Source organism: Achromobacter sp. CF-sbj1-Ac2-l (genome assembly GCF_052698165.1).
The window spans coordinates 6,285,701-6,306,134 of record NZ_CP199855.1; the positions used below are offsets into that span (position 1 = coordinate 6,285,701).

The window sequence follows — 20,434 nt, forward strand, 5'->3', positions numbered from 1 at the left end:
TTTCAAAAACCGCTATTTTCCTGGTGCGGCGCAACATCAGACGCCATTTCCAGGGAAAACACCAACGCGGCGCGCAGGCCGGGCAAGGGCGTCCGGTTCTCCAGCACCAGGCGGGCCCCCAGCAGCCCGGCAATGGTGTCGACGATGGCCAGTCCGAGGCCGGCGCCGGGCTTGTTCTTGCCGGCCGCGCCGCGGCGAAAGCGGATGCCGGCCCGGGCGATGTCTTCGGCTGACATGCCGGGACCGCTGTCTTCCACGGCCAGGCTGGCCTGGCCGGAATCGCCGCGCACCACCACCGTGACCACGCCGCCGGGGGCGGTGTAGCGGATGGCATTGTCGACCAGGTTGCTGACCGCCTCGCGCAACAGCCAGTCCACGCCCTGGACCACGACCGGGTCGTCGGCGGCGTCCAGGCCGATGTCGATCTGCCGCGATCGGGCGGTCGGCAGCAGGGCCCGGATGACGCCATGGGCCAGTCCCACCAGGTCGACCGGCTCGGCCGCCAGGCCGCCTTCGGCCAGCGAGGCGTCTTTGGCGCGCGCCAGGGCGAGCATCTGGTTGGTGGTGCGTACCGCCCTGTCCAACCCGTCCTGCATCGCCAGAAGGGCTGTACGGACCTCCTGGGGGCATGTTTCGCGCAAGGCATAAGCCGTCTGGGTGCGCAAAACCGACAAAGGCGTGCGCAACTGGTGCGAGGCGTCGTCCAGGAACTGGCTCTGGACCCTCGCCTGAGCCGCGTAGCGGGCCATGTGGAGGTTTACGGCCGCCACCAGGGGTAGGACCTCACCTGGCATCTCCGACGCGCTGACGGGGCTTAAATCGTCCGCGGAACGCCTCTCCACTTCCTGCTTCAGGCGCTGCAGGGGGCGCAAGGCCATGAAAACCCCCAGGACGATCACCAGGACGCTGATCAGGATCACGGCCAGATCCCGCTCGACGGAGCGCACCAGCACCTGGTGCAGGAAGGCCTGGCGGCTCTCCAGGCCTTCGGCGACCTGGACTATAACCCGTCCCCCTTTGTTCGCGTAGAGCGGCGGGTTCATCGGCCTGGCCAGGGCGGCGACCCGTACAGGGGTGCCCAGGTAGGTCGCGTAGAAAAACTGGGCTTCGCCGGATTCCAGCGGCTGGGGCGGCATCGGCAGCCCGGGATGACCGATTTCGGCCAGCCCATCCTCGGTGGCCACGCGGTAGAACACGCTGCCATTGGCCGTCAGCTCGAAAAATTCCAGCATCAGGTATGGCTGCTCCATGGCTAATCCACCGCTGGCTGTGGATATGTTGTGGTCGATCGCGCGCAGCGCGCCAGCGAGCGATCGGTCATAGGCGATATCGACCTGGTTGCGCAACTGGTGGTTGGACAGCCAGAGCGCGCCGACCATCACCAGTACCAGGGTCGGGATCAACCACCAGAGCAACTGCGTTTTCAGGGTCCGGTTGCGGTTTTTTTTCCTGGAAACCGGGGTTTTTTCCGGAAAACTAGTTGTCAACAGCGTTCTCCAGGCAGTAGCCCATGCCGCGCATGGTGGTGATCTGGACGCCGGTTTCCGCCAATTTTTTGCGCAACCGGTGCACCAGCACCTCGATGGCTTCGAGGTTGATGTCGGCATCGTCGGTCACGATGCGATCCAGGATCTGCTGCTTGTTGATCGGTTCGCCGCTTTTCTGGATCAACACTCGCAGGACCGCGTGTTCCCGTGGGGATAACTGCAAAGCCTGTCCGGAGACCGTGAATTTTTGCGCGGAAGTCTCGAAAACCAGGTTTCCCAGGGTGAGTCGCGGATGGTCGCGGCCACGGCTGCGGCGTACCAGTGCGATCAAGCGCGCTTCCAATTCTTCCACGACAAACGGTTTCGGCAGGAAATCGTCCGCGCCTTCGTGAAGTGTCCCGATTTTTTCGGCCAGCGAATCGCGCGCGGTCAAGACCAGCACCGGCGTACGGTCGTCGCGCGCGCGGATCTTCGCCAGCAAGGTATGGCCATCCATGCCGGGCAGTCCCAGGTCGAGGATGACCGCATCGAATTCTTCGACCGCCAGTCTTCTTTCGGCGACCAGACCGTCATCAGCCCAGTCGACCACGAAGCCCGCGTGCCGGGCCAGGCTTCTGGAGAGCCAGCGAGCAAGTTCGGCTTCGTCTTCTATGAGAAGGATGCGCATGGACGGAGTCCGGGGGGGCGTGGCTGGGAGGTGAGAGAAAGCATGTTTGTCTTTTCCCTGTATTTCTCTTTATATAAAGACTAATGATTAATAAGGCCTGTGGATAACTACCTTAACCTTGGAAACCTGTTTTTTTTCATCAGGTTGCGAGCGTTTTTGGCTGTGCAAGAACTCTGTGTGGAAAAAGAGCCGAAGTTGGACAAGATTTGGGAGTGGACCAAAAACCCCCGCTTGTTCAACTTGCCTCCACACAATGTGCACAACCTGCCGCCCTAGGAGTTATCCACAGCCCTTTTCTGCCCAACCGGGTCGGGAAGCGGCACTTTTACCCCGAAAAAACGCCCCTTGCCTACCCTGGTTTTCGCCCCTTTCCAGGCGCGTAAAGGCCTTTGGAGGCGTTGCGGGAATCGGCCATGTGAGGGGTGGCGTCCCCGTGCGGTTGACGTTGGGCTGAACAAAAAGTGAGCAGATTTCCGCCGTAGAATCCCGCCCATGGCACGACAACTCAGAATCAAGAAACCGGCCTGGGCGACCTGGCTGAGGGGCCGTTTGCTGGCCGACAACCTGCCCGCGACCTTGTGCGCGGCCGCGCTGATGGGACTGGCCGGCGCGCTGGCGACGGTGATCTTTCGCGAACTGCTCGGCGGGATCCAGATGGTCCTGGGCGGGGTCGATTCACCGCACGGGATGGTCTCGCTGGCGCGCGGAATGTCGCCCTGGGAACGGCTGCTGCTGCCGGCGGCCGGAGGCGCGATCGCGGGGTTGATTCTGCAGGCGGCTGCCCGGCGCCTGCCGCCGCGCGGGGCAGCCGACTATATGGAAGCGATCGCCATCGGCCGCGGCGTGATCGGCTTTCGCCAGACCGTGGCGCGCAGCATTTCTTCTTTGTTTTCAATCGGTTCGGGCGCATCGATTGGCCGCGAGGGACCGATGGTGCAGTTGGCGGCGATGTTCTCGTCGCTGTCGGGCCGCTATCTCGTCCTGCCGCCTCGCCATCTGCGGCTGCTGGTGGCCTGCGGCGCCACCGCCGGGATCACCGCCGCCTACAACGCGCCGATCGCCGGCGCGCTGTTCATTTCCGAGATCGTGTACGGCGCCATTTCCTCGGCGACGCTGGTGCCCCTGGTGGTGTCGTCGGTGGTCGCCAATATCGTGACGCGCCAGATCCTGCACTACGACGCGGTGTTCCACATGCCGCCGTTCGAGTTCGTGTCCGGCTGGGAGGTGGCCAATTACCTGGGGCTGGGCCTGATCGCCGGGGTGGTGGCGCCGCAGTTCCTGCGGTTTCTCGACGGGTCGAAGGCGTTGTTCCGCCGCCAGGCCCTGCCGTTGTGGGCCAAAATGGCGCTGGGCGGACTGGTGGTCGGCGCCCTGTCGGTCTTCAAACCCGAGGTCTGGGGCAATGGCTACAGCGTGGTCAACAGCATGTTGCACACGGAATGGGCCTGGCAGGCCGTGGCGGCGATCCTGCTGTTCAAGATCGTGGCCACCGGCGCCAGCGTCGGTTCCGGCGCGATCGGCGGCGTGTTCACGCCGACCTTGTTTGTGGGCGCGGCAGTGGGCGCGTTGTATGGGTCCGGCCTGCACGCGCTGTTTCCCGCCGGCGATCTGTCGGCCGTGTCCAGCTACGCGGTGGTGGGCATGGGGGCGCTGCTGGCGGCCACGACCTACGCGCCGCTGATGTCGATATTGATGATCTTCGAGATGACGTTGAGCTACGAGGTGATGTTGCCGTTGATGCTGGCGTGCATCACCGGCTTCGTGATCGCGCAACGCATCCGGCCGGATTCGGTGTACGCGAAATCGCTGGCCAGCAATCGCATTGCGCGCGAGACGTTGAAGGCGGCGCCGGTGCCGACGGCGGACAATGCGCGGGATTCCTGACCGGAATTTTCGACAAAAACCCCTTGGAAATAAGGGGTGAGCAAAAGCTCATGTTTTTTATCGATGTTCTTCAATGACGTGCGGAGTGGCGTTCTTGAAGGAAGCTGGTTTGCCTGGATGTCATTGAAATCGAAAGGAATGGCCGTGAGGAACGGCTTCGACCAGTCGGGAAGGAAGGGGCCCGGATTGATCGCGAGAGGCGGGTTGGGATTTTTCAAATAAGTGAGCTATTGCTCGCTTATTGTGGATCGGTCAATCCAGGCTTTTAGTCATGAATACGCGCTTCAGGCCGATCTCTTCGGCGCGATGCGTTTCGACATAGCCGTAGCGGTGATAGATGGCGATGTTCTCGCTCATCGCCTCCTGCGTGTAGAGCCGGATGCGGCGATACCCGGCCCGCCGCGCCGCGATTTCCGCCCATTGCATCAACGCGCGGCCATAGCCGCGCCCTTGCGCGCCAGGCGACACCGCCACATTGTCGAGCAACAGGCAATCCGCTTCGCGCACCAGGACCAGCACGGCCTGGATGCCGGTCTCGTCTTCCAGCACCTGCGTCTGGCCCTGCGCGATGCGCAGGTGGTAATCGTCGCGCATCGGTCCCGGCGTGGCGCCGATGCGCGCCACGTAATGACGGTAGGCGTCGTGGACGATGCGTTCGACCGCCGCCAGATCATCGACCGTCGCCAGGCGGATCCGGTGAGGTGTGCTGGCGGGAGCGGCCATGAGCGCTACTTCCCGATGCAGAAGCTCGAGAAGATCTCGCCCAGCAAATCGTCGCTGGTGAACTTCCCGGTGATGCTCGACAGGCTGTCATGCGCCAGCCGCAATTCCTCGGCGAACAGGTCCAGCACGCGGTCGTCCTGTTCGGCGTGCTCGGCCGCCAGCGCCAGGTGATCGGCGGCGTCCTGCAGCGCGTGCAGGTGCCGTTCGCGCGCCAGCCAGGGCGATTCGGCGCCGGGGTTCCAGCCGGCGATGCGCAGCAATTCGGCGCGCAGCGCGTCCAGGCCGGCGCCGCGCTTGGCGGAAATGCCGAGTTCGCCGGGGCCCGCGGTAAATGCTGTGGATAACAGGTCCACCTTGTTGAAAACCTTCAACACCGGCGTGCGCGGCGGCAGGCGCGCGGTGATCTGCGCGTCCAGTTCGTCGCCCGGCTGGGTGGCGTCCTGCAGGTGCAGGATGACGTCGGCGCGTTCGATTTCCTGCCAACTGCGGGCGATGCCGATGCTCTCCACCGTGTCTTCGGTTTCGCGCAGGCCGGCGGTGTCGACGATGTGCAGCGGCACGCCGTCGATATGGATCTGCTGCACCACTTTGTCGCGCGTGGTGCCCGCAATCGGCGTGACGATGGCGACATCGTCGCCGGCCAGCGCGTTCAGCAGGCTCGACTTGCCGACGTTGGGCTGGCCCGCCAGCACCACGTGCAGGCCTTCGCGCAGGATCACGCCCTGGCGTGCCTGGGCGATGAGATGACCGAGGTCGCCGGCCAGCTTTTCCAGCGTGGGGCGCGCCTGGTATTTCTCGAGAAAGTCGATTTCCTCTTCGGGGAAATCGAGCGTGGCCTCGACCAGCATGCGCAGGTGGATGATGCGGTCGGACAGGTCGTTGACGCGCGCCGAGAAGTCGCCCGACAACGAGGCCATGGCGCCGCGCGCGGCCGCCACCGAAGAGGCCTCGATCAGGTCGGCGACCGCTTCGGCCTGCGCCAGATCCATGCGGTCATTGAGGAACGCGCGGCGGGTGAACTCACCCGGTTCGGCCAGCCGCAGCCCGAGGTCGCGGCCCGCCGCCAGGCAACTGTCGAGCACGCGTCGCAGCACCGCGGGGCCGCCGTGGCCTTGCAGTTCGAGCACGTCTTCGCCGGTGTAGGAATGCGGCCCCTTGAAGTACAGCGCGATGCCTTCGTCGAGCAGCTCGCCATCGACCGCCTTGAACGGCAGATAGTGCGCATGGCGCGGCGTGAGTTCGCGCTGGAACAGGCGACGCACCAATTCGGACAGGTCCGCACCAGAAACGCGCACGACGCCGATGCCGCCTCTTCCGGGGGCGGTGGCAATGGCGGCGATGGGGGCGTGGGTGGACATATCGGGGATAACGCGAAGCAAGGACAATAGGGGAATATAACTGTTGCGCGGGGCCTTGTTTGCTGGTTAAGGTGCGCCAGAGGTTTAAAACCCGAAACATCCCTGGGAGATCATGATGGCATCTCGGTTTTCGCGTGCGTTGGCCTGTGGTTCGGTAGCGGTTCTATTGGCCTTCGGCACCCTCAATTCGGCGCTGGCGCGCGATCTGGTGATCGGGCTGAAGACCGAGCCATCGTCGATGGATCCGCAGTATCACGCGCTGACGCCGAACACCCAGATCTCCCAGACCATCTTCGATACGCTGGTGGCCACCGACGCGCAGCTCAAGCCGGTGCCGGCGCTGGCCGAATCCTGGACCGTCGATGGCAAGGTGTGGACCTTCAAGCTGCGGCCTGGCGTCAAGTTCTCCGATGGGTCGCCGTTCACGGCCGACGACGTGGTCTTCACCTACGACCGCGTGCCCAAGGTGCCGAACAGCCCCTCGCCGTTCACGCTGTATCTGGGCTCGGTAGCCAAGGCCGAGGCGGTGGATCCGATGACCCTGCGCATCACCACCAAGGAAGTGGCGCCGAACCTGCTGGTGAACCTGGCGCAACTGCCCATCATGTCGAAGAAGGCGGCCTCCGGCCCCGCGGCCGAAGGCAAGACCACCACCGAATTGAACAGTGGCGACGGCCTCATCGGCACCGGTCCCTACAAGTTCGTGTCGTGGAAGCGCGGCGCCGAATTCGTGCTGGCGCGCAATGAAAACTACTGGGGCAAGAAGCCCGTGTGGGACAAGGTGATCTATCGCCCGATCAGCAATGCCGCGGCGCGTGTGGCCGCCCTGCTGGCCGGCGATGTCGACATGATCGAGGATCCCCCGACCGATGACCTGCCCAAGCTCAAGGGCGACAAGAAGCTGTACGTCGAAGAGACGCCGTCGGTGCGCGTGGTGTACGTGGCGCTGGACCAGTACGCGGAGCCCTCGCCCGGCATCCAGGGCACCGACAAGAATCCGTTGAAAGACAAGCGCGTGCGCGAAGCGCTGTCGCTGGCGATCAACCGCGATGCGCTGGTCGAGCGCGTGATGGGAGGCGTGGCGCTGCCCGCCGGCAACCTGCTGCCCTACCCCATGTTCGGTTCCAGCAAGGAACACTCCAAGGCGCCCAAGGCCGATGTCGAAAAGGCCAAGGCGCTGTTGAAGGAAGCGGGCTATCCCAACGGTTTCTCGATCACGCTGGGCTCGCCCTCGGGCCGCTACGTCAACGACTCCAAGGTGGCGCAGGCGATCGCCTCGATGTGGACGCGCGTGGGCGTGAAGACCAGCGTCGACGCCATGGCGCCGCCGGTGTTCTTCAAGAACCGCGACAGCTATGCGTTCTCGGCCTATCTCGCCGGCTGGTCGGTGACCAGCGGCGAGATGTCGAACGCGCTGACTTCGCTCCTGGTGACGCGCAATCCGGAAGCCGGCCTGGGCACCACCAACCGCAGCCGCTACTCGAATCCCAAGATGGACGAGCTGGTCAAGGAAGCCTCGTCCACCATGGATGACGCCAAGCGCGCCGAACTGCTGTCCAAGGCCAGCAACATCGCCATGGATGATTTCGCGATGCTGCCGGTGCACTTCGAGCTGTCGGTGTGGGCGATGAAGAACGACATTCGCTACCAGGGCCGTCCCGACCAGGTCACGCTGGCTCAGTTCGCAACGCTGAAGAAGTGACGCGCGTCGCGGGCGGTATCCAGTGCTAGCGACAATCGTACGAAGACTGCTGCAAACCATCGTCGTCATGCTGGTCATGTCGGCGCTGGTCTTCGCCGGCATCTACATGGTCGGCGATCCGGTATCGATGCTGGCCAGTCCGGAGGCCACCGAGGCGCAGCGCGCGGCCATCCGCGCCTCGCTTGGCCTGGACCTGCCGCTGTGGCGGCAGTACCTGATCTTCATGGGCCAGGCGGTGCGCGGCGATTTCGGCAATAGCTTCCTGACCGGCGAGCCGGCCATGCGCCTGATCCTGGAGCGCATGCCGGCCACCGTCGAGCTGGCCTGTGTGGCCATGCTGCTGTCGGTGCTGATCGGGGTGCCGCTGGGCATCATCGCAGGACTCAAGCCCAAGGCGGCCGGCTCGCGCGCCATCATGACGGGATCGGTGCTGGGATTCTCGCTGCCCAATTTCTGGGTGGGCCTGATGCTCATCATGGTGTTCGCGGTGATGCTGGGCTGGGTGCCTGCCGGCGGCCGCGGCCAGACCGTCAGCATCGGTTCGCTGCAGTTGAGCGTGCTGACGCTGGACGGCTGGCTGAGCCTGGCGCTGCCGGCCGCCACCATCGCCTTCGCCAAGTGCGCCATGATCATCCGCGTGACCCGCGCCGCCACGCGCGAGGCGCTGCCGATGGACTACATCAAGTTCGCGCGCGCCAAGGGCCTGTCGGAAAAGCGCGTGCTGGGGGTGCACCTGCTCAAGAACATCCTGATCCCCGTGGTGACAGTGGCGGGCCTGGAGTTCGGCCAGGTGATGGCCTTCGCGGTGGTGACCGAGACGGTGTTCTCGTGGCCCGGCATGGGCAAGCTGCTGATCGATTCCATCATCAACCTGGACCGGCCGGTGGTGGTGGCGTACCTGCTGCTGATCGTGTTCTTCCTTGTGATGCTGAACCTCGTGGTGGACATCATCTATACGGTGCTGGATCCCCGCGTACGCCTGGATAGCCGCCGATGACCGCCCCCGTGACTGCTGCCGTACCCGCCGCCGCCAGGGAACAGACGCCGTGGCGCCGTTTCGTGGGCGATTTCTTCGCCAGCAAGCTGGCCACGCTGGGCCTGGTGATGCTGGTGCTGATCGTCGGCGCCGCCTTGCTGGCGCCGTGGATCGCGCCGCAGAATCCGTATGACCTGGCATCGCTGGACATCATGGATTCCAAGCTCAAGCCCGGCAGCGAAAGCGGCGACGGCAGCATGCATTACTGGCTGGGCACCGATGGCCAGGCGCGCGACCTGTTGTCGGCGATCCTGTACGGCATGCGCACCAGCCTGCTGGTGGCCACCGTGTCGGTGCTGGCGGCGTTCGGCATCGGCGCCACCGTCGGGCTGATCGCGGCGTACTTCGGCGGGCGCATCGATGCGCTGCTGATGCGCATTGTGGATATCCAGTTGTCGTTCCCGGCGATCCTGGTGGCGTTGATGCTGCTGGCGATCCTGGGCAAGGGTGTGGATAAGGTGATCATCGCGCTGATCGTGGTGCAGTGGGCCTATTTCGCCCGCGCCGCGCGCGGCGCCGCATTGGTCGAACGCGGCAAGGAATACGTCGAGGCGGCGCGCTGCATGTCGCTGTCGTGGGGGCGGGTACTGTTCCGCCACGTGCTGCCCAACTGCATGCCGCCGCTGATCGTGATCGCCACCATCGACCTGGCGCACGCCATCGCGCTGGAAGCCACGCTATCGTTCCTGGGCGTGGGCGTGCCGGTGACCGAGCCGTCGCTCGGCATGCTGATCTACAACGGCTTCGAGTACCTGCTGTCGGGCCAGTACTGGATCTCGTTCTTCCCCGGCATCGCGCTGGCGCTGGCCATCATCGCCATCAACCTGGTGGGGGACCACCTGCGCGATGTGCTCAACCCGCGCCACGCGAACTGAGGGCGGACGCGATGCAGATACAAGCTGTGGAAAAGTCGCCGGTCCTCGATGTGCGCGGACTGAAGACGCATTTCTTCACCCGCAACGGCGTGGTCAAGGCAGTCGATGGCGTCGACCTGACGCTGGCCGAGGGCGAGATCCTGGGACTGGTGGGTGAATCCGGCTCGGGCAAGAGCATCACCGGCTTCTCGCTGATGGGCCTGCTGGACGAGCCCGGCCGCATCGTCGAGGGCGAACTGCGCCTGAACGGCGAGGACCTGCGCGGCGCGTCGCCGGCGCGCTGGCGGCAACTGCGGGGCCAGGAGATCGCCATGATCTTCCAGGACCCGATGATGACGCTGAACCCGGTGCTGCGCGTCGATACGCAGATGATCGAAGCGGTACAGGCGCATCGCAAGGTATCGCGCGAACAGGCGCGTGAACGCGCCCTGCAGACGTTGACGATGGTCGGCATTCCGTCGCCGCAGGAACGCCTGCGCACCTATCCGCATCAGTTGTCCGGCGGCATGCGGCAACGCGTGGCGATCGCGATCGCGCTGCTGAATTCGCCGCGCGTCATCATCGCCGATGAGCCCACCACGGCGCTGGACGTGACCATCCAGGGGCAGATCCTGTTCGAAGTGCAGAAGCTGTGCCGCGAGACCGGCACCGGCCTGGTGTGGATCACCCACGACCTGGCGGTGGTGGCGGGCCTGGCCGACCGCGTGTCGGTGATGTACGCCGGCCGCGTGGTCGAGACCGGCAGCACGCGCGACGTCATCAGCCATCCGATGCATCCCTACACCCACGGCCTGATTGCCTCGATTCCGACGCCGGAATCGCGCGGCCGGCCGCTGGTGCCGATTCCCGGCATGACGCCGTCGTTGCTCAATCTGCCGCAGGGCTGTGCGTTCCGCGGGCGTTGCCCGCGCGCCAGCGAGGCCTGTCTGACCGAACCGCAGCCCGTGGAAGTGCGCCCGTCGCAATGGGTGCGCTGCTGGCATGCCGGCGCGCCGGAGGTCCAATGAACGCCGCCGATCGCAACGCCGCCCCCATCCTGTCGCTGCGCGGCGTGGAGCTGCGCTTCACGCAACACGTGGACCTGGCCGGCCGCATCGCCAACCTGCTGGGCGCGGGTTTGAAGACGCAGGTGGTGCACGCCGTGGCCGGCGTGGACCTGGACGTGCAGCCGGGCGAGGTCATCGGCATTGTCGGCGAATCCGGCTGCGGCAAATCGACGCTGGGTCGCATCGTCTCGGGCATCCTGCCGCCCTCTTCCGGTGAGGTGCACTACCAGGGCCAGGCGGTGAAGGCCATGGCGGGCCCGCAGCGGCGCGCTTACGAGCTGGGCGTGCAGATGATCTTCCAGGACCCTTACGCCTCACTAAATCCGCGCATGCGGGTGCGCGAGATCATCGGCGAGGCGCCGGTGGCGCACGGCCTGATCCGCGCGCGCGACAAGGCCGAGTACGTCGCCGGCCTGATGCGCCAGGTGGGGCTGGACCCGGCGTTCGCGCAGCGTTATCCACACCAGTTCTCGGGCGGCCAGCGCCAGCGCATCGGCATCGCGCGGGCGCTGGCGCTCAAGCCTTCGGTGATCGTGTGCGACGAGGCCGTGGCGGCGCTGGACGTGTCGATCCAGGCGCAGGTGCTGAACCTGTTCGAGCAACTGCGCGACGAGCTGGACCTGACGTATCTGTTCATCAGCCACAACCTGAGCGTGGTCAGCCACATCTCGGATCGCGTCGCCATTATGTACCTGGGCCGCGTGGTCGAGCTGGCGCCGACCGACACCGTGTTCCAGCGCGCCAACCATCCTTACACGCAGGCGCTGCTCAAGGAATTGCCGACGCTCACGCCGGGGCGCCGCAGCTACCAGCCGATCAAGGGCGAGCTGCCGTCGCCGCTGGATCCGCCGGGCGGCTGCGCCTTCCATCCGCGTTGTCCCCAGGCGATGCCGCGCTGCAAGACCGAACGGCCGCTGCTGCGCGAGGTGGCGCCAATGCAGTTCAGCGCCTGCCACCTGAACGACGCGCGCTAGCGCCAATCCGTAACAACGCTGGACGCGGCCGGCGACGGGCGCGAGAATTTTCCGATACCCTGTCATACGACATCCGTTCTCTTCTCTCCCTTCCGCCTATCCACCGCCATGAAAACCCTAGCCGAAATCGAACGCGCCCACGGTGAACTGACCGAACTGCGCCGTGACATCCACGCCCATCCCGAACTGGCCTTCCAGGAAACGCGCACCTCCAACCTGGTAGCCGAGCGCCTGCGCCAATGGGGGCTGGAAGTCCACACGGGGCTGGGGAAAACCGGCGTGGTCGGCGTGCTGCGCGGCGGCAGCGGCGGCAAGACCATCGGCCTGCGCGCCGACATGGACGCGCTGCCCATGCCCGAGCACAACCGCTTCGCGCACAAGTCCACCATCAGCGGCCGCATGCACGGCTGTGGCCACGATGGCCACACCACGATGCTGCTGGGCGCGGCGCAATACCTGTCCACGCATCGCGATTTCGACGGCACCGTGGTGTTCATCTTCCAGCCGGCCGAGGAAGGCGGCAACGCCGGCGCGCGCGCCATGATGCAGGATGGACTGTTCGAGAAATTCCCCTGTGACGCGGTGTTCGGCATCCACAACATGCCCGGCATGCCGGTCAACCAGTTCGGCTTTCGCGCCGGTCCCACCATGGCGTCGAGCAACCGCTGGGACATCGTCATCAAGGGCGTGGGCGGCCACGCCGCGCAGCCGCATGCGTCGGTCGACCCGATCATCGTCGCGGCCGACATGGTGCATGCGCTGCAGACGGTGATCTCGCGCAGCAAGAATCCGCTGGAGCAAGCGGTGCTGTCGATCACGCAAATCCATGCCGGCGACGCCTACAACGTGATTCCCGGCGAAGCGGTGCTGCGCGGCACGGTGCGCACCTATTCGGTCGAGGTGCTCGACAAGATCGAGGAAGACATGCGCCGCATCGCCACCACGCTGCCGCAGGTGTATGGCGGCACCGGCACGCTGGACTTCGTGCGCGCCTATCCGCCGCTGGTGAACTGGGACAAGGAAACCGCGTTTGCCGCGCAGGTGGCCGAGGACACCTTCGGCGCCGAGAACGTGGTGCGCGACATGCCGCCCTTCATGGGCGCCGAGGACTTTTCCTTTTTCCTGGAAGCCCTGCCCGGCACCTATCTGTTCCTGGGCAACGGCGACGGCGACCATCGCATGGAGAGCTATCACGGCATGGGGCCGTGCCAGTTGCACAATCCGAACTACGACTTCAATGACGCGCTCCTGCCGGTCGGCGCGACGTATTGGGTCAAGCTGGTCGAGGCCTACCTGCCCAAGCACAAGTAGCGCGCCATGGCGCTTCAGGCATTGCGGTTATTTGCTTATGCGCCTTGCCGCCACAAACCGCCCGCTTGCCCCGGGCGGTTTTTCTATATGACGCCAGGCTTTGTTCAAACGCCGATAACTTCGTTTGAGATACAAGGCGCGCTTTCCATAATCGGTCATTCCTGATCCATCCGCGGATGGATCTCAGCGCCGGCGGCAACGCCGCCACGCCAACCGGAGTGACCGATGTCCCAGAGCAACGCCGTGCGGCGCGAAGAGGCCGCCCCCGTCCCGCCGCCCCCGGCCGCGCAGGCGTTCGAGCTGCGGCCGCTGGCGGGCCCCGTGGGCGCCGAGCTCATCGGCCTGGACCTGGGCCGCGAGCTGTCGTCCGCCGATTTCAAGCGCGTGCACCAGGCGCACCTGGACCACCACCTGCTGGTGTTCCGCGACCAGCGCATCACGCCGCGGCAGCACATCGACTTCAGCCGCCGCTTCGGGCCGCTGATGATCCACGTGCTGCACCAGTTCCACCTGGCCAATCATCCCGAGATCCTGATCGTCTCCAACATCGTCGAGAACGGCAAGCCGGTCGGCCTGGGCGATGCGGGCAAGTACTGGCATTCGGACATCTCGTACAAGGAACTGCCCAGCCTGGGCTCGCTGCTGCATGCGCAGGAATTGCCTGCGCAAGGCGGCGACACGCTGTTCGCCAACATGCACCTGGCCTATGACACCCTGCCCGCCGCATTGCGCAACGCCGTCGAGGGCAAGCGCGCGGTGCATTCGTACCTGGCCAAGTACGGCCAGTTGCAGAAGGAAGGCAACTGGCGGCCCAACCTGAGCGCGCAGCAGGTGGCGCAGGTGCAGGCGGTATCGCATCCGGTGGTGCGCACCCATCCCGAGAATGGCCGCCGCGCCCTGTTCGTGAGCGAAGGCTTCACTACCCACATCGAAGGCCTGCCGGAGCACGAGAGCCGGCAATTGCTGGACGAACTGTTCGCGCACAGCGTGCGGCCCGAACACATCTACCGTCACCGCTGGCAGCCGCACGATCTGGTGTTCTGGGACAACCGCTCGCTGATCCACCTGGCGGGCGGCACGCCGGATCATCTGCGCCGCAAGCTGTACCGCACCACCATCGAAGGCGACGTGCCGTTTTAGGCCGGCCCGCGACTTATCCACAAGGAACGCCATGCGTCTGTCTTCTCAACTGCGCGAACGATTGATCCGCACCGTCACGGCGGCGGGCGTGGCATTGGCGTTGGCCGTCGTGGCCCTGGCCTCGCCCACGCCCGCGCTGGCCGCCCCGTCCATCGACAGCGTCCGCGCCGATCTGTGGATATCCCAGCATCCCTAAAATAGTCCGGTACGCATCGACCGCGCCTTCGGCATCCCACGGATGCGCGCGGTTGCGCCTATCGGACTCGACATGCTGGCAACCTCTTCCATTGAACTCATCGGCAACACCCCCCTGATCACGTTGAGCCGGGCGCACGACGGTCCCGGCCGAATCGTGGCCAAGGCCGAATTCCTGCAACCGGGCGGCAGCGTCAAGGATCGCGCCGCCAAGGCCATCCTGCTGGCCGCGCGCGCCGATGGCCGCCTGGCGCCCGGCATGCCGGTGGTGGAGATGACCAGCGGCAACATGGGGGCGGGTCTGGCCGTGGCCTGCGCCGCGCTGGGGCATCCGCTGGTGGTCACCATGTCGGCGGGCAACAGCCCGGCCCGCGCCCGCATGCTGGAAGGACTGGGCGCCGAGGTGGTGCTGGTGCCGCAGGTCGATGGCGGCCCCGGGCAGGTCACCGGCGCCGACGTCCAGGCGGCGGCCGAGGTGGCGGCGGCTTTGGCGCGCGAACGCGGCGGCTTCTACGTCGACCAGTTCAACGCCGTCGAATGCATGGCCGCGCACGAAAGCGGCACCGGCCGCGAAATCCTGCAACAGCTTGGCGCGCCCGTGGACGGCTGGGTCGCGGCCGTCGGCACCGGCTGCACCTTCATGGGCGTGGCGCGCGCGCTCAAGGCGGCCAACGCCGCCACCGTTTGCGCGGCGGTCGAGCCGCTGGGCTGCGAAGTGCTGGCCGGCGCGCCGGTGACCAAGGCGCGCCACCTGATCCAGGGCACCAGCTATGGCGCGGTGCCGCCGCACTGGGATCCGTCCCTGATGGACCTGAGCATTGCGGTCACCGACGACGAGGCGCAGGAATGGCGGCGCCTGCTGGCCGTGCGCGAGGGCCTGTACGTGGGTTATTCCGCCGCCGCCAATGTATGCGCGGCCGCCAGGCTGCTGCGTTCGGGCCGGCTGCGTGCGGACGCGACGGTGGCCACCGTGCTGTGCGATACGGGCCTGAAATACTAGCAAGCGGGTTTTCCACAGCATGCCCGGGCAAGACTATCCACAGCCCTGTGAAAATCCTGTGGATTGCCTGTGAATTGGCTGTGGACGAATGGGGATAACTTTTTCCGGCCCTGCTGTGGAAAAGTCGCTTGCGGCGGTTTCCGGAGCAAAGCGCAGGCGATAAACGCGACCGCCGCCAGGGGAACAAGCCGTGAAGGCCGGCGAAAAGCGCTCGACAGACATAGAAATCGGGCGGCCCGCGGGCCGCCCGATGTGTATTGCGCGGGGTGTCGGCCGCGCGTGGACGCGGCCCTTACCGCCTTACAGCTTCAGCCCCAGCGCCTTGGCCACGCCCGCCGCGTAGGCCGGATCGGCCTTGCGGAAGTGTTCCAACTGGCGGCGCTGGATTTCCTCGGGCACGCCGGCCATGTGGCGGCCGATGTTGCCGAACAGCAGTTCCTGCTGCGCCGGCGTCATCAGGCGGAACAGCGCGCCCGGCTGCGAGTAGTAGTCGTCATCGACGCGGTGGTTCCAGCGCGCGGCGGCCTGGCCGTCCAGCGGCAGCGGCGGTTCGCCGGCCGACGGGGTTTCCTTCCATTCACCCGCGCTGTTGGGTTCGTAGTTGAGCGTGCCGCCGACATTGCCGTCGACCCGGCCCGCGCCGTCGCGGTGATAGCTGTGGAACGGGCAGCGCGGCGCGTTCACCGGGATCTGGTGATGGTTGATGCCCAGGCGGTAGCGGTGCGTGTCACCGTAGGAGAACAGGCGGCCCTGCAGCATCTTGTCCGGCGAGAAGTCGATGCCGGGCACCACGTTGGCGGGCGTGAAGGCGGCCTGCTCGACCTCGGCGAAGTAGTTCTCCGGGTTCTTGTTCAGTTCCAGCACGCCCACTTCGATCAGCGGGTAATCGCCGTGCGGCCACACCTTGGTCAGATCGAACGGATTGATGTGATAGGTCTCGGCTTCGGCCGCGGGCATAATCTGCACCTTCAGCGTCCACTTCGGGAAGTTGCCCTGCTCGATGTTGTCGAACAGGTCGCGCTGCGAGCTCTCGCGATCGTGGGCCACGATCTGCGCGGCTTCCTCGTCGGTCAGACAGGCGATGCCCTGCTGCGACTTGAAGTGGAATTTCACGTAGAAGCGTTCGCCTTCGGCATTGACGAAGCTGAAGGTGTGCGAGCCGAAGCCATGCTGCTGGCGCAGGTTGGCCGGAATGCCGCGGTCGCTCATCAGGATGGTGACCTGGTGCAGCGATTCGGGGCTGAGCGACCAGAAATCCCAGGCCGCCGTGGCGCTGCGCAGGTTGGTCTTGGGGTCGCGCTTCTGGGTGTGGATGAAGTCGGGGAACTTGAGCGGGTCGCGGATGAAGAACACCGGGGTGTTGTTGCCCACCAGGTCCCAGTTGCCTTCGTCGGTGTAGAACTTGATGGCGAAGCCGCGCACGTCGCGCTCGGCGTCGGCGGCGCCGCGTTCGCCGGCCACGGTCGAAAAACGCAGGAACAACGGAGTCTGCTTGCCGACCTTGGAGAAGATGCTGGCGCGGGTGTACCTGGTGATGTCGTGGGTGACGGTGAAGGTGCCGTAGGCGCCCGAGCCCTTGGCGTGCACCACGCGTTCGGGGATGCGTTCACGGTCGAAATGGGCGAGCTTTTCTATCAGCCAGAAGTCCTGCAACAGCGCCGGGCCGCGCGGACCGGCGGTCAGGGTGTTGGTGTTGTCGGCCACCGGGGCGCCCGAGGCGGTGGTCAGATGCTTCTTGTCGGTCATGGACACACTCCCTACGTAATTCCTGGAATGCGCGGCGCCGGGGCCGCGCAGCGTGATCGGATACCGCCCGGGACATTGCCGGCCGGGGGATATCTCCGACACATCATAGGGGTCAATGTTTGCAGTGTGAAGTTGATTGATCTATAAAATTTGATTGAAAATAACTATCAAGTGCGCGACTTCCGGCCCATCGGCGCCAAACTCCTCGCAACGGGGACGAAAAAAAACCGGCCCCTGGGGGCCGGCTTTTCATGGCGCGAATGGGAATCAGCGGTTGGCCGCGGCTTCCGTCTTGCGCTGCATGGCGCGGGTGATGGACCACTGCTGCGCGATCGACAAGGTGTTGTTGACGCACCAGTAGAGCACCAGGCCGGCCGGGAAGAAGAACATCATCCCGCCGAACACCAGCGGCATGATCATCATGACCTTGGCCTGGACGGGGTCCGGGGGCGTCGGGTTCAGCTTGATCTGCAGGAACATGGTGGCCATCATGATGGCGGGCAGAATGAAGTACGGGTCGCGGATCGACAGGTCGTGCACCCACAGGATCCACGGCGCGCCGCGCATTTCCACGCTGGCCAGCAGCACCCAGTACAGCGAGATGAACACCGGGATCTGCACCACCATCGGCAGGCAGCCGCCCAGCGGATTGATCTTCTCGGTGCGGTACATCTCCATCATGGCCGCGTTGAGCTTCTGCTTGTCGTCGCCGTACTTTTCCTTCAGGGCCTGCAGGCGCGGGGCGACCTGCTTCATGCGGGCCATGGAACGGTAGCTGGCGGCGGCCAGGGGGTAGAACAGCGCCTTGATCAGCACGGTCAGGGCGACGATGGTCCAGCCCCAGTTGCCCAGGATGGAATGCAGCCAGGTCATCAGCGTGAACAGCGGCTTGGCGATGATGGTCAGCCAGCCGTAGTCGACCACCAGTTCCAGGCCGGGGGCGAGCGCCGCCATGGCCTTCTGGTCCTGCGGGCCGACCCACAGGTGCGAATCGACGCGGGCGGCGGCGCCCGGGGCGATCTCGCCGACGGCTTCGATGGTGCGGGCGGCGTACAGGTTCTTCTGCACTTCCAGCACTTCGTTGTTGCGCGGCTTGCCTTGCGGCGGCACCCAGGCGGTGGCGAAGTAGTGCTGCACCACGGCGATCCAGCCGTTGTCCGCCTGCTTGATGTAGTTGGCCTTCTTCTTCTCGATGTCGGCGAAGGTCATCTTCTGGAACTTGTCCTGTTCCGAGTAGACGGCAATGCCGGTGAACGTGTGATAGAAGCTGGAGGTATCGGCCGGATCGTTCCCGTCGCGCTCGAGCTGCAGGTACAGCGCCGGCGTCACGGGGGCGGCGCCGACGTTGGCCAGGTCGTGGCGCACGTCGATGTCATAGCGGCCGCGATGCAGCGTGAAGGTCTTGGTGACCTTGACGCCACCCGATTCGGCTTCGAACGCCACCACCAGGCTGTCGCCGGTCATCTGGCGGTCGGTCGAGACCACGCGGAACGGCGTCTGGTGGGTGGGGAAATTCTGGCCGTTGGCGGCGCCGACCACGCCGGTCTGGGCAACGTAGTTCAGGCCCGCGGTGCGGTCCAGCAGCACGGTGGGCTTGTCGGGCTGGCCGGTGGCCGGGTACTTCAGCAGCTCGGCGCGCACCAGTTGGGCGCCCAGCGTGTCGAAGGTCAGGCGCAGCACGTCGGTGGTGACGACGACTTCTTCCGAGCGCGTCGGCACCGGCGCGGCGGCGCCAGGCACGGCCGAAGGCGCGGCGGCGGCGGTCGCGGGCGGCGCATTGGGCACCGAGGGCGTCGCGTTGTTCGCGGCGGCCGGCGTGCCGTTGGCGGTCGTGCTGGCCGTGGGCGTGGGCGCCCCGAACAACGACGGTTTGCCGTTATGGATCTGCCAGTTGTTCCAAAGGAGCAACAGCGAGAAGGAGAAAATCATCCAGAGGACGGTTCGTCGGATATCCATGGTGCCTACTGAAGTGAATACGGGCCAGCAAAGCCCGCCAGTTTAGCGTCAATCATGCTCGGTGCGGTGGCCATGGGAGCAGCAGGCCCCGCGCTTGGTTCCCTTGTCGGCGGGAACCGGGTCCCAGCCGCCGGGCGACCAGGGGTGGCAGCGGCCGATGCGTCGCAGCATCAGCCAGAAGCCGCGCCAGGGTCCGTGGCGCTCGATCGCCTCGATCGCGTACGCCGAGCAGGTCGGGGTGAAGCGGCATTGCCGGCCGATCCAGGGACTCAGGAAAAACCTGTAGAACCGGATCGGGGCAATGAGGATTGCGGCCCCCACGGAACGCCCGCGCTGCGCGCGGCCTGCCTGCCGGGGGGATGGGCCGTTCATCGCGCGATCCGCTCGAAGTGAGCGTCCGCTTCGGCCCGGGCCGCCTGTTTCAGCGCAGTGAGCGTGGCGGGCGTTACCTTGCTGTGCAGCCGGACGACGTAGTCTTTCGCCGGCAACCCCAGCCGCCGGTGGCGGAACGCCTCGCGGATGACCCGCTTGAGGGCGTTGCGCGTGGTGGCGTGGGCGGCGAAGCGCTTGGCGATCACCAGGCCCAGCCGGGCACAGGGAGCCTGGCCGGGGGGCAGATCGTTGGAAGCGGCGCTCACAACGAAAAACGCCCCTCGGGCCAGACGCCGGCCTTTGAGGGCGGCGGCGAACTCGGAGGGGCGATGCAGCCGCGCCTCCGGCGGAAGCGTGGCGCGCGGCATGGACTGCGGGTCAGGCGTGGGTCAAGTGTCTGCGCGACAGCGAGACTTAGACGGCCAGACGCTTGCGGCCCTTGGCGCGGCGGGCGTTCAGGATGGCGCGGCCAGCGCGGGTCTTCATGCGCACGCGGAAACCATGGGTGCGCTTGCGGCGGGTAACGGAAGGTTGGTAGGTGCGTTTCATGGACGATCCACAAAAAGAACAAAAGTCAGAAGGGACCTGCCCGGAGGGTTCCTGGTCGCAAATCCGGTAGCGGGTATCTAGTAAGCGTTTCGCTGCGAATCGCATGTGATATGCGGATTCGCTGGCAAAGACAGGCTTGTAGACGGGGCTCTGGTCCGGGCAATACCCGGGCGACCTATTCAGCAAGGCACAGTTCCGGGGGCGGGGTAAGTGTAACCATTACCCTATTACCCGTGTGAACCTGGGCCTTCTGCGAAACCTTCTGACAGACAGAATTCGGAAAAGCCCACCATTTCAGCAAGTTTTCCCTGTCTTGTCAAACAGTTAAGGGGGCAGATTGTGCACGCCCATGCCCTACCCTGTGGATAACCCGTGCCCAGGCAAGGTAGAATCGAGGTTTGAATAAGAGCGAC

Annotated in this window: 19 protein-coding genes; 10 read left to right on the forward strand and 9 right to left on the reverse strand. The window is 65.5% G+C overall.

Features of this window, described 5'->3' with window-relative positions; all coding sequences use genetic code 11:
- Positions 1 to 2: 2 nt before the first annotated feature.
- Both ACUDCK_RS28885 and ACUDCK_RS28890 read right to left on the reverse strand, forming a co-directional pair.
- A complete protein-coding gene (locus ACUDCK_RS28885) occupies positions 3 to 1,379 on the reverse strand; it encodes a sensor histidine kinase (RefSeq protein WP_244976940.1) in 1,377 nt (458 codons plus the stop codon).
- A gap of 97 nt (positions 1,380 to 1,476) precedes the next feature.
- Positions 1,477 to 2,154, reverse strand: a complete 678-nt coding sequence (locus ACUDCK_RS28890; protein ID WP_054504523.1) for a response regulator — start codon at positions 2,152 to 2,154, stop codon at positions 1,477 to 1,479.
- A gap of 492 nt (positions 2,155 to 2,646) precedes the next feature.
- On the opposite strand from ACUDCK_RS28890, the gene ACUDCK_RS28895 reads away from it, so the two are divergent.
- Complete coding sequence (locus ACUDCK_RS28895; RefSeq protein ID WP_064527394.1) at positions 2,647 to 4,038, forward strand: ClcB-like voltage-gated chloride channel protein; 1,392 nt, start codon at positions 2,647 to 2,649, stop codon at positions 4,036 to 4,038.
- 252 nt (positions 4,039 to 4,290) lie between these two features.
- Here ACUDCK_RS28895 and ACUDCK_RS28900 read toward each other — a convergent pair whose 3' ends face one another.
- Positions 4,291 to 4,761, reverse strand: a complete 471-nt coding sequence (locus ACUDCK_RS28900; protein WP_064527393.1) for a GNAT family N-acetyltransferase — start codon at positions 4,759 to 4,761, stop codon at positions 4,291 to 4,293.
- Between the two features lie 5 nt (positions 4,762 to 4,766).
- Positions 4,767 to 6,119, reverse strand: coding sequence for a tRNA uridine-5-carboxymethylaminomethyl(34) synthesis GTPase MnmE (gene mnmE, locus ACUDCK_RS28905; protein ID WP_064527392.1), 1,353 nt, complete (start codon positions 6,117 to 6,119; stop codon positions 4,767 to 4,769).
- Between the two features lie 115 nt (positions 6,120 to 6,234).
- Here mnmE and ACUDCK_RS28910 point away from each other — a divergent pair, with 115 nt between their 5' ends.
- From ACUDCK_RS28910 to ACUDCK_RS28950, 9 genes are all read left to right on the forward strand, one after another.
- Positions 6,235 to 7,821, forward strand: coding sequence for an ABC transporter substrate-binding protein (locus ACUDCK_RS28910; protein ID WP_049077332.1), 1,587 nt, complete (start codon positions 6,235 to 6,237; stop codon positions 7,819 to 7,821).
- Positions 7,822 to 7,843: 22 nt separating this feature from the next.
- Positions 7,844 to 8,818, forward strand: coding sequence for an ABC transporter permease (locus ACUDCK_RS28915; RefSeq protein WP_006389548.1), 975 nt, complete (start codon positions 7,844 to 7,846; stop codon positions 8,816 to 8,818).
- The gene (locus tag ACUDCK_RS28920; protein ID WP_006389547.1) at positions 8,815 to 9,732 is read left to right on the forward strand and encodes an ABC transporter permease; all 918 of its coding nucleotides are present in this window, start codon (positions 8,815 to 8,817) and stop codon (positions 9,730 to 9,732) included. Before ACUDCK_RS28915 ends, ACUDCK_RS28920 begins: the two co-directional genes overlap by 4 nt.
- Before the next feature lie 11 nt (positions 9,733 to 9,743).
- On the forward strand, positions 9,744 to 10,739 hold the full coding sequence (locus ACUDCK_RS28925) for an ABC transporter ATP-binding protein (RefSeq protein ID WP_175167884.1): 996 nt from the start codon (positions 9,744 to 9,746) through the stop codon (positions 10,737 to 10,739).
- Complete coding sequence (locus tag ACUDCK_RS28930) at positions 10,736 to 11,752, forward strand: ABC transporter ATP-binding protein (protein ID WP_081273599.1); 1,017 nt, start codon at positions 10,736 to 10,738, stop codon at positions 11,750 to 11,752. Before ACUDCK_RS28925 ends, ACUDCK_RS28930 begins: the two co-directional genes overlap by 4 nt.
- Positions 11,753 to 11,860: 108 nt before the next feature.
- Positions 11,861 to 13,063: a M20 aminoacylase family protein gene (locus tag ACUDCK_RS28935; RefSeq protein ID WP_054504528.1), complete on the forward strand. Its 1,203-nt coding sequence runs from the start codon at positions 11,861 to 11,863 to the stop codon at positions 13,061 to 13,063.
- A gap of 225 nt (positions 13,064 to 13,288) precedes the next feature.
- Complete coding sequence (locus ACUDCK_RS28940; protein WP_175167336.1) at positions 13,289 to 14,203, forward strand: TauD/TfdA dioxygenase family protein; 915 nt, start codon at positions 13,289 to 13,291, stop codon at positions 14,201 to 14,203.
- Between the two features lie 31 nt (positions 14,204 to 14,234).
- Positions 14,235 to 14,399, forward strand: coding sequence for a hypothetical protein (locus ACUDCK_RS28945; protein WP_175144581.1), 165 nt, complete (start codon positions 14,235 to 14,237; stop codon positions 14,397 to 14,399).
- A gap of 72 nt (positions 14,400 to 14,471) precedes the next feature.
- Positions 14,472 to 15,398, forward strand: coding sequence for a PLP-dependent cysteine synthase family protein (locus ACUDCK_RS28950; protein ID WP_175167335.1), 927 nt, complete (start codon positions 14,472 to 14,474; stop codon positions 15,396 to 15,398).
- Between the two features lie 300 nt (positions 15,399 to 15,698).
- Here the strand turns inward: ACUDCK_RS28950 and ACUDCK_RS28955 are convergent, their stop codons facing one another.
- From ACUDCK_RS28955 to rpmH, 5 genes are all read right to left on the reverse strand, one after another.
- A complete protein-coding gene (locus ACUDCK_RS28955) occupies positions 15,699 to 17,144 on the reverse strand; it encodes a catalase (protein ID WP_175167334.1) in 1,446 nt (481 codons plus the stop codon).
- Between the two features lie 267 nt (positions 17,145 to 17,411).
- Positions 17,412 to 19,100 carry a membrane protein insertase YidC gene (gene yidC / locus ACUDCK_RS28960; RefSeq protein WP_049077348.1) on the reverse strand — a complete coding sequence of 563 codons (1,689 nt, stop codon included), beginning with the start codon at positions 19,098 to 19,100 and terminating at the stop codon, positions 17,412 to 17,414.
- Positions 19,101 to 19,148: 48 nt separating this feature from the next.
- Positions 19,149 to 19,472 (reverse strand): membrane protein insertion efficiency factor YidD, encoded by a 324-nt coding sequence (yidD, locus tag ACUDCK_RS28965; RefSeq protein ID WP_049077350.1) that lies wholly within the window; start codon positions 19,470 to 19,472, stop codon positions 19,149 to 19,151.
- On the reverse strand, positions 19,469 to 19,840 hold the full coding sequence (locus tag ACUDCK_RS28970; protein ID WP_026382422.1) for a ribonuclease P protein component: 372 nt from the start codon (positions 19,838 to 19,840) through the stop codon (positions 19,469 to 19,471). Before ACUDCK_RS28970 ends, yidD begins: the two co-directional genes overlap by 4 nt.
- A 46-nt stretch (positions 19,841 to 19,886) precedes the next feature.
- Positions 19,887 to 20,021, reverse strand: a complete 135-nt coding sequence (gene rpmH / locus ACUDCK_RS28975) for a 50S ribosomal protein L34 (RefSeq protein WP_003816025.1) — start codon at positions 20,019 to 20,021, stop codon at positions 19,887 to 19,889.
- Positions 20,022 to 20,434 lie beyond the last annotated feature (413 nt).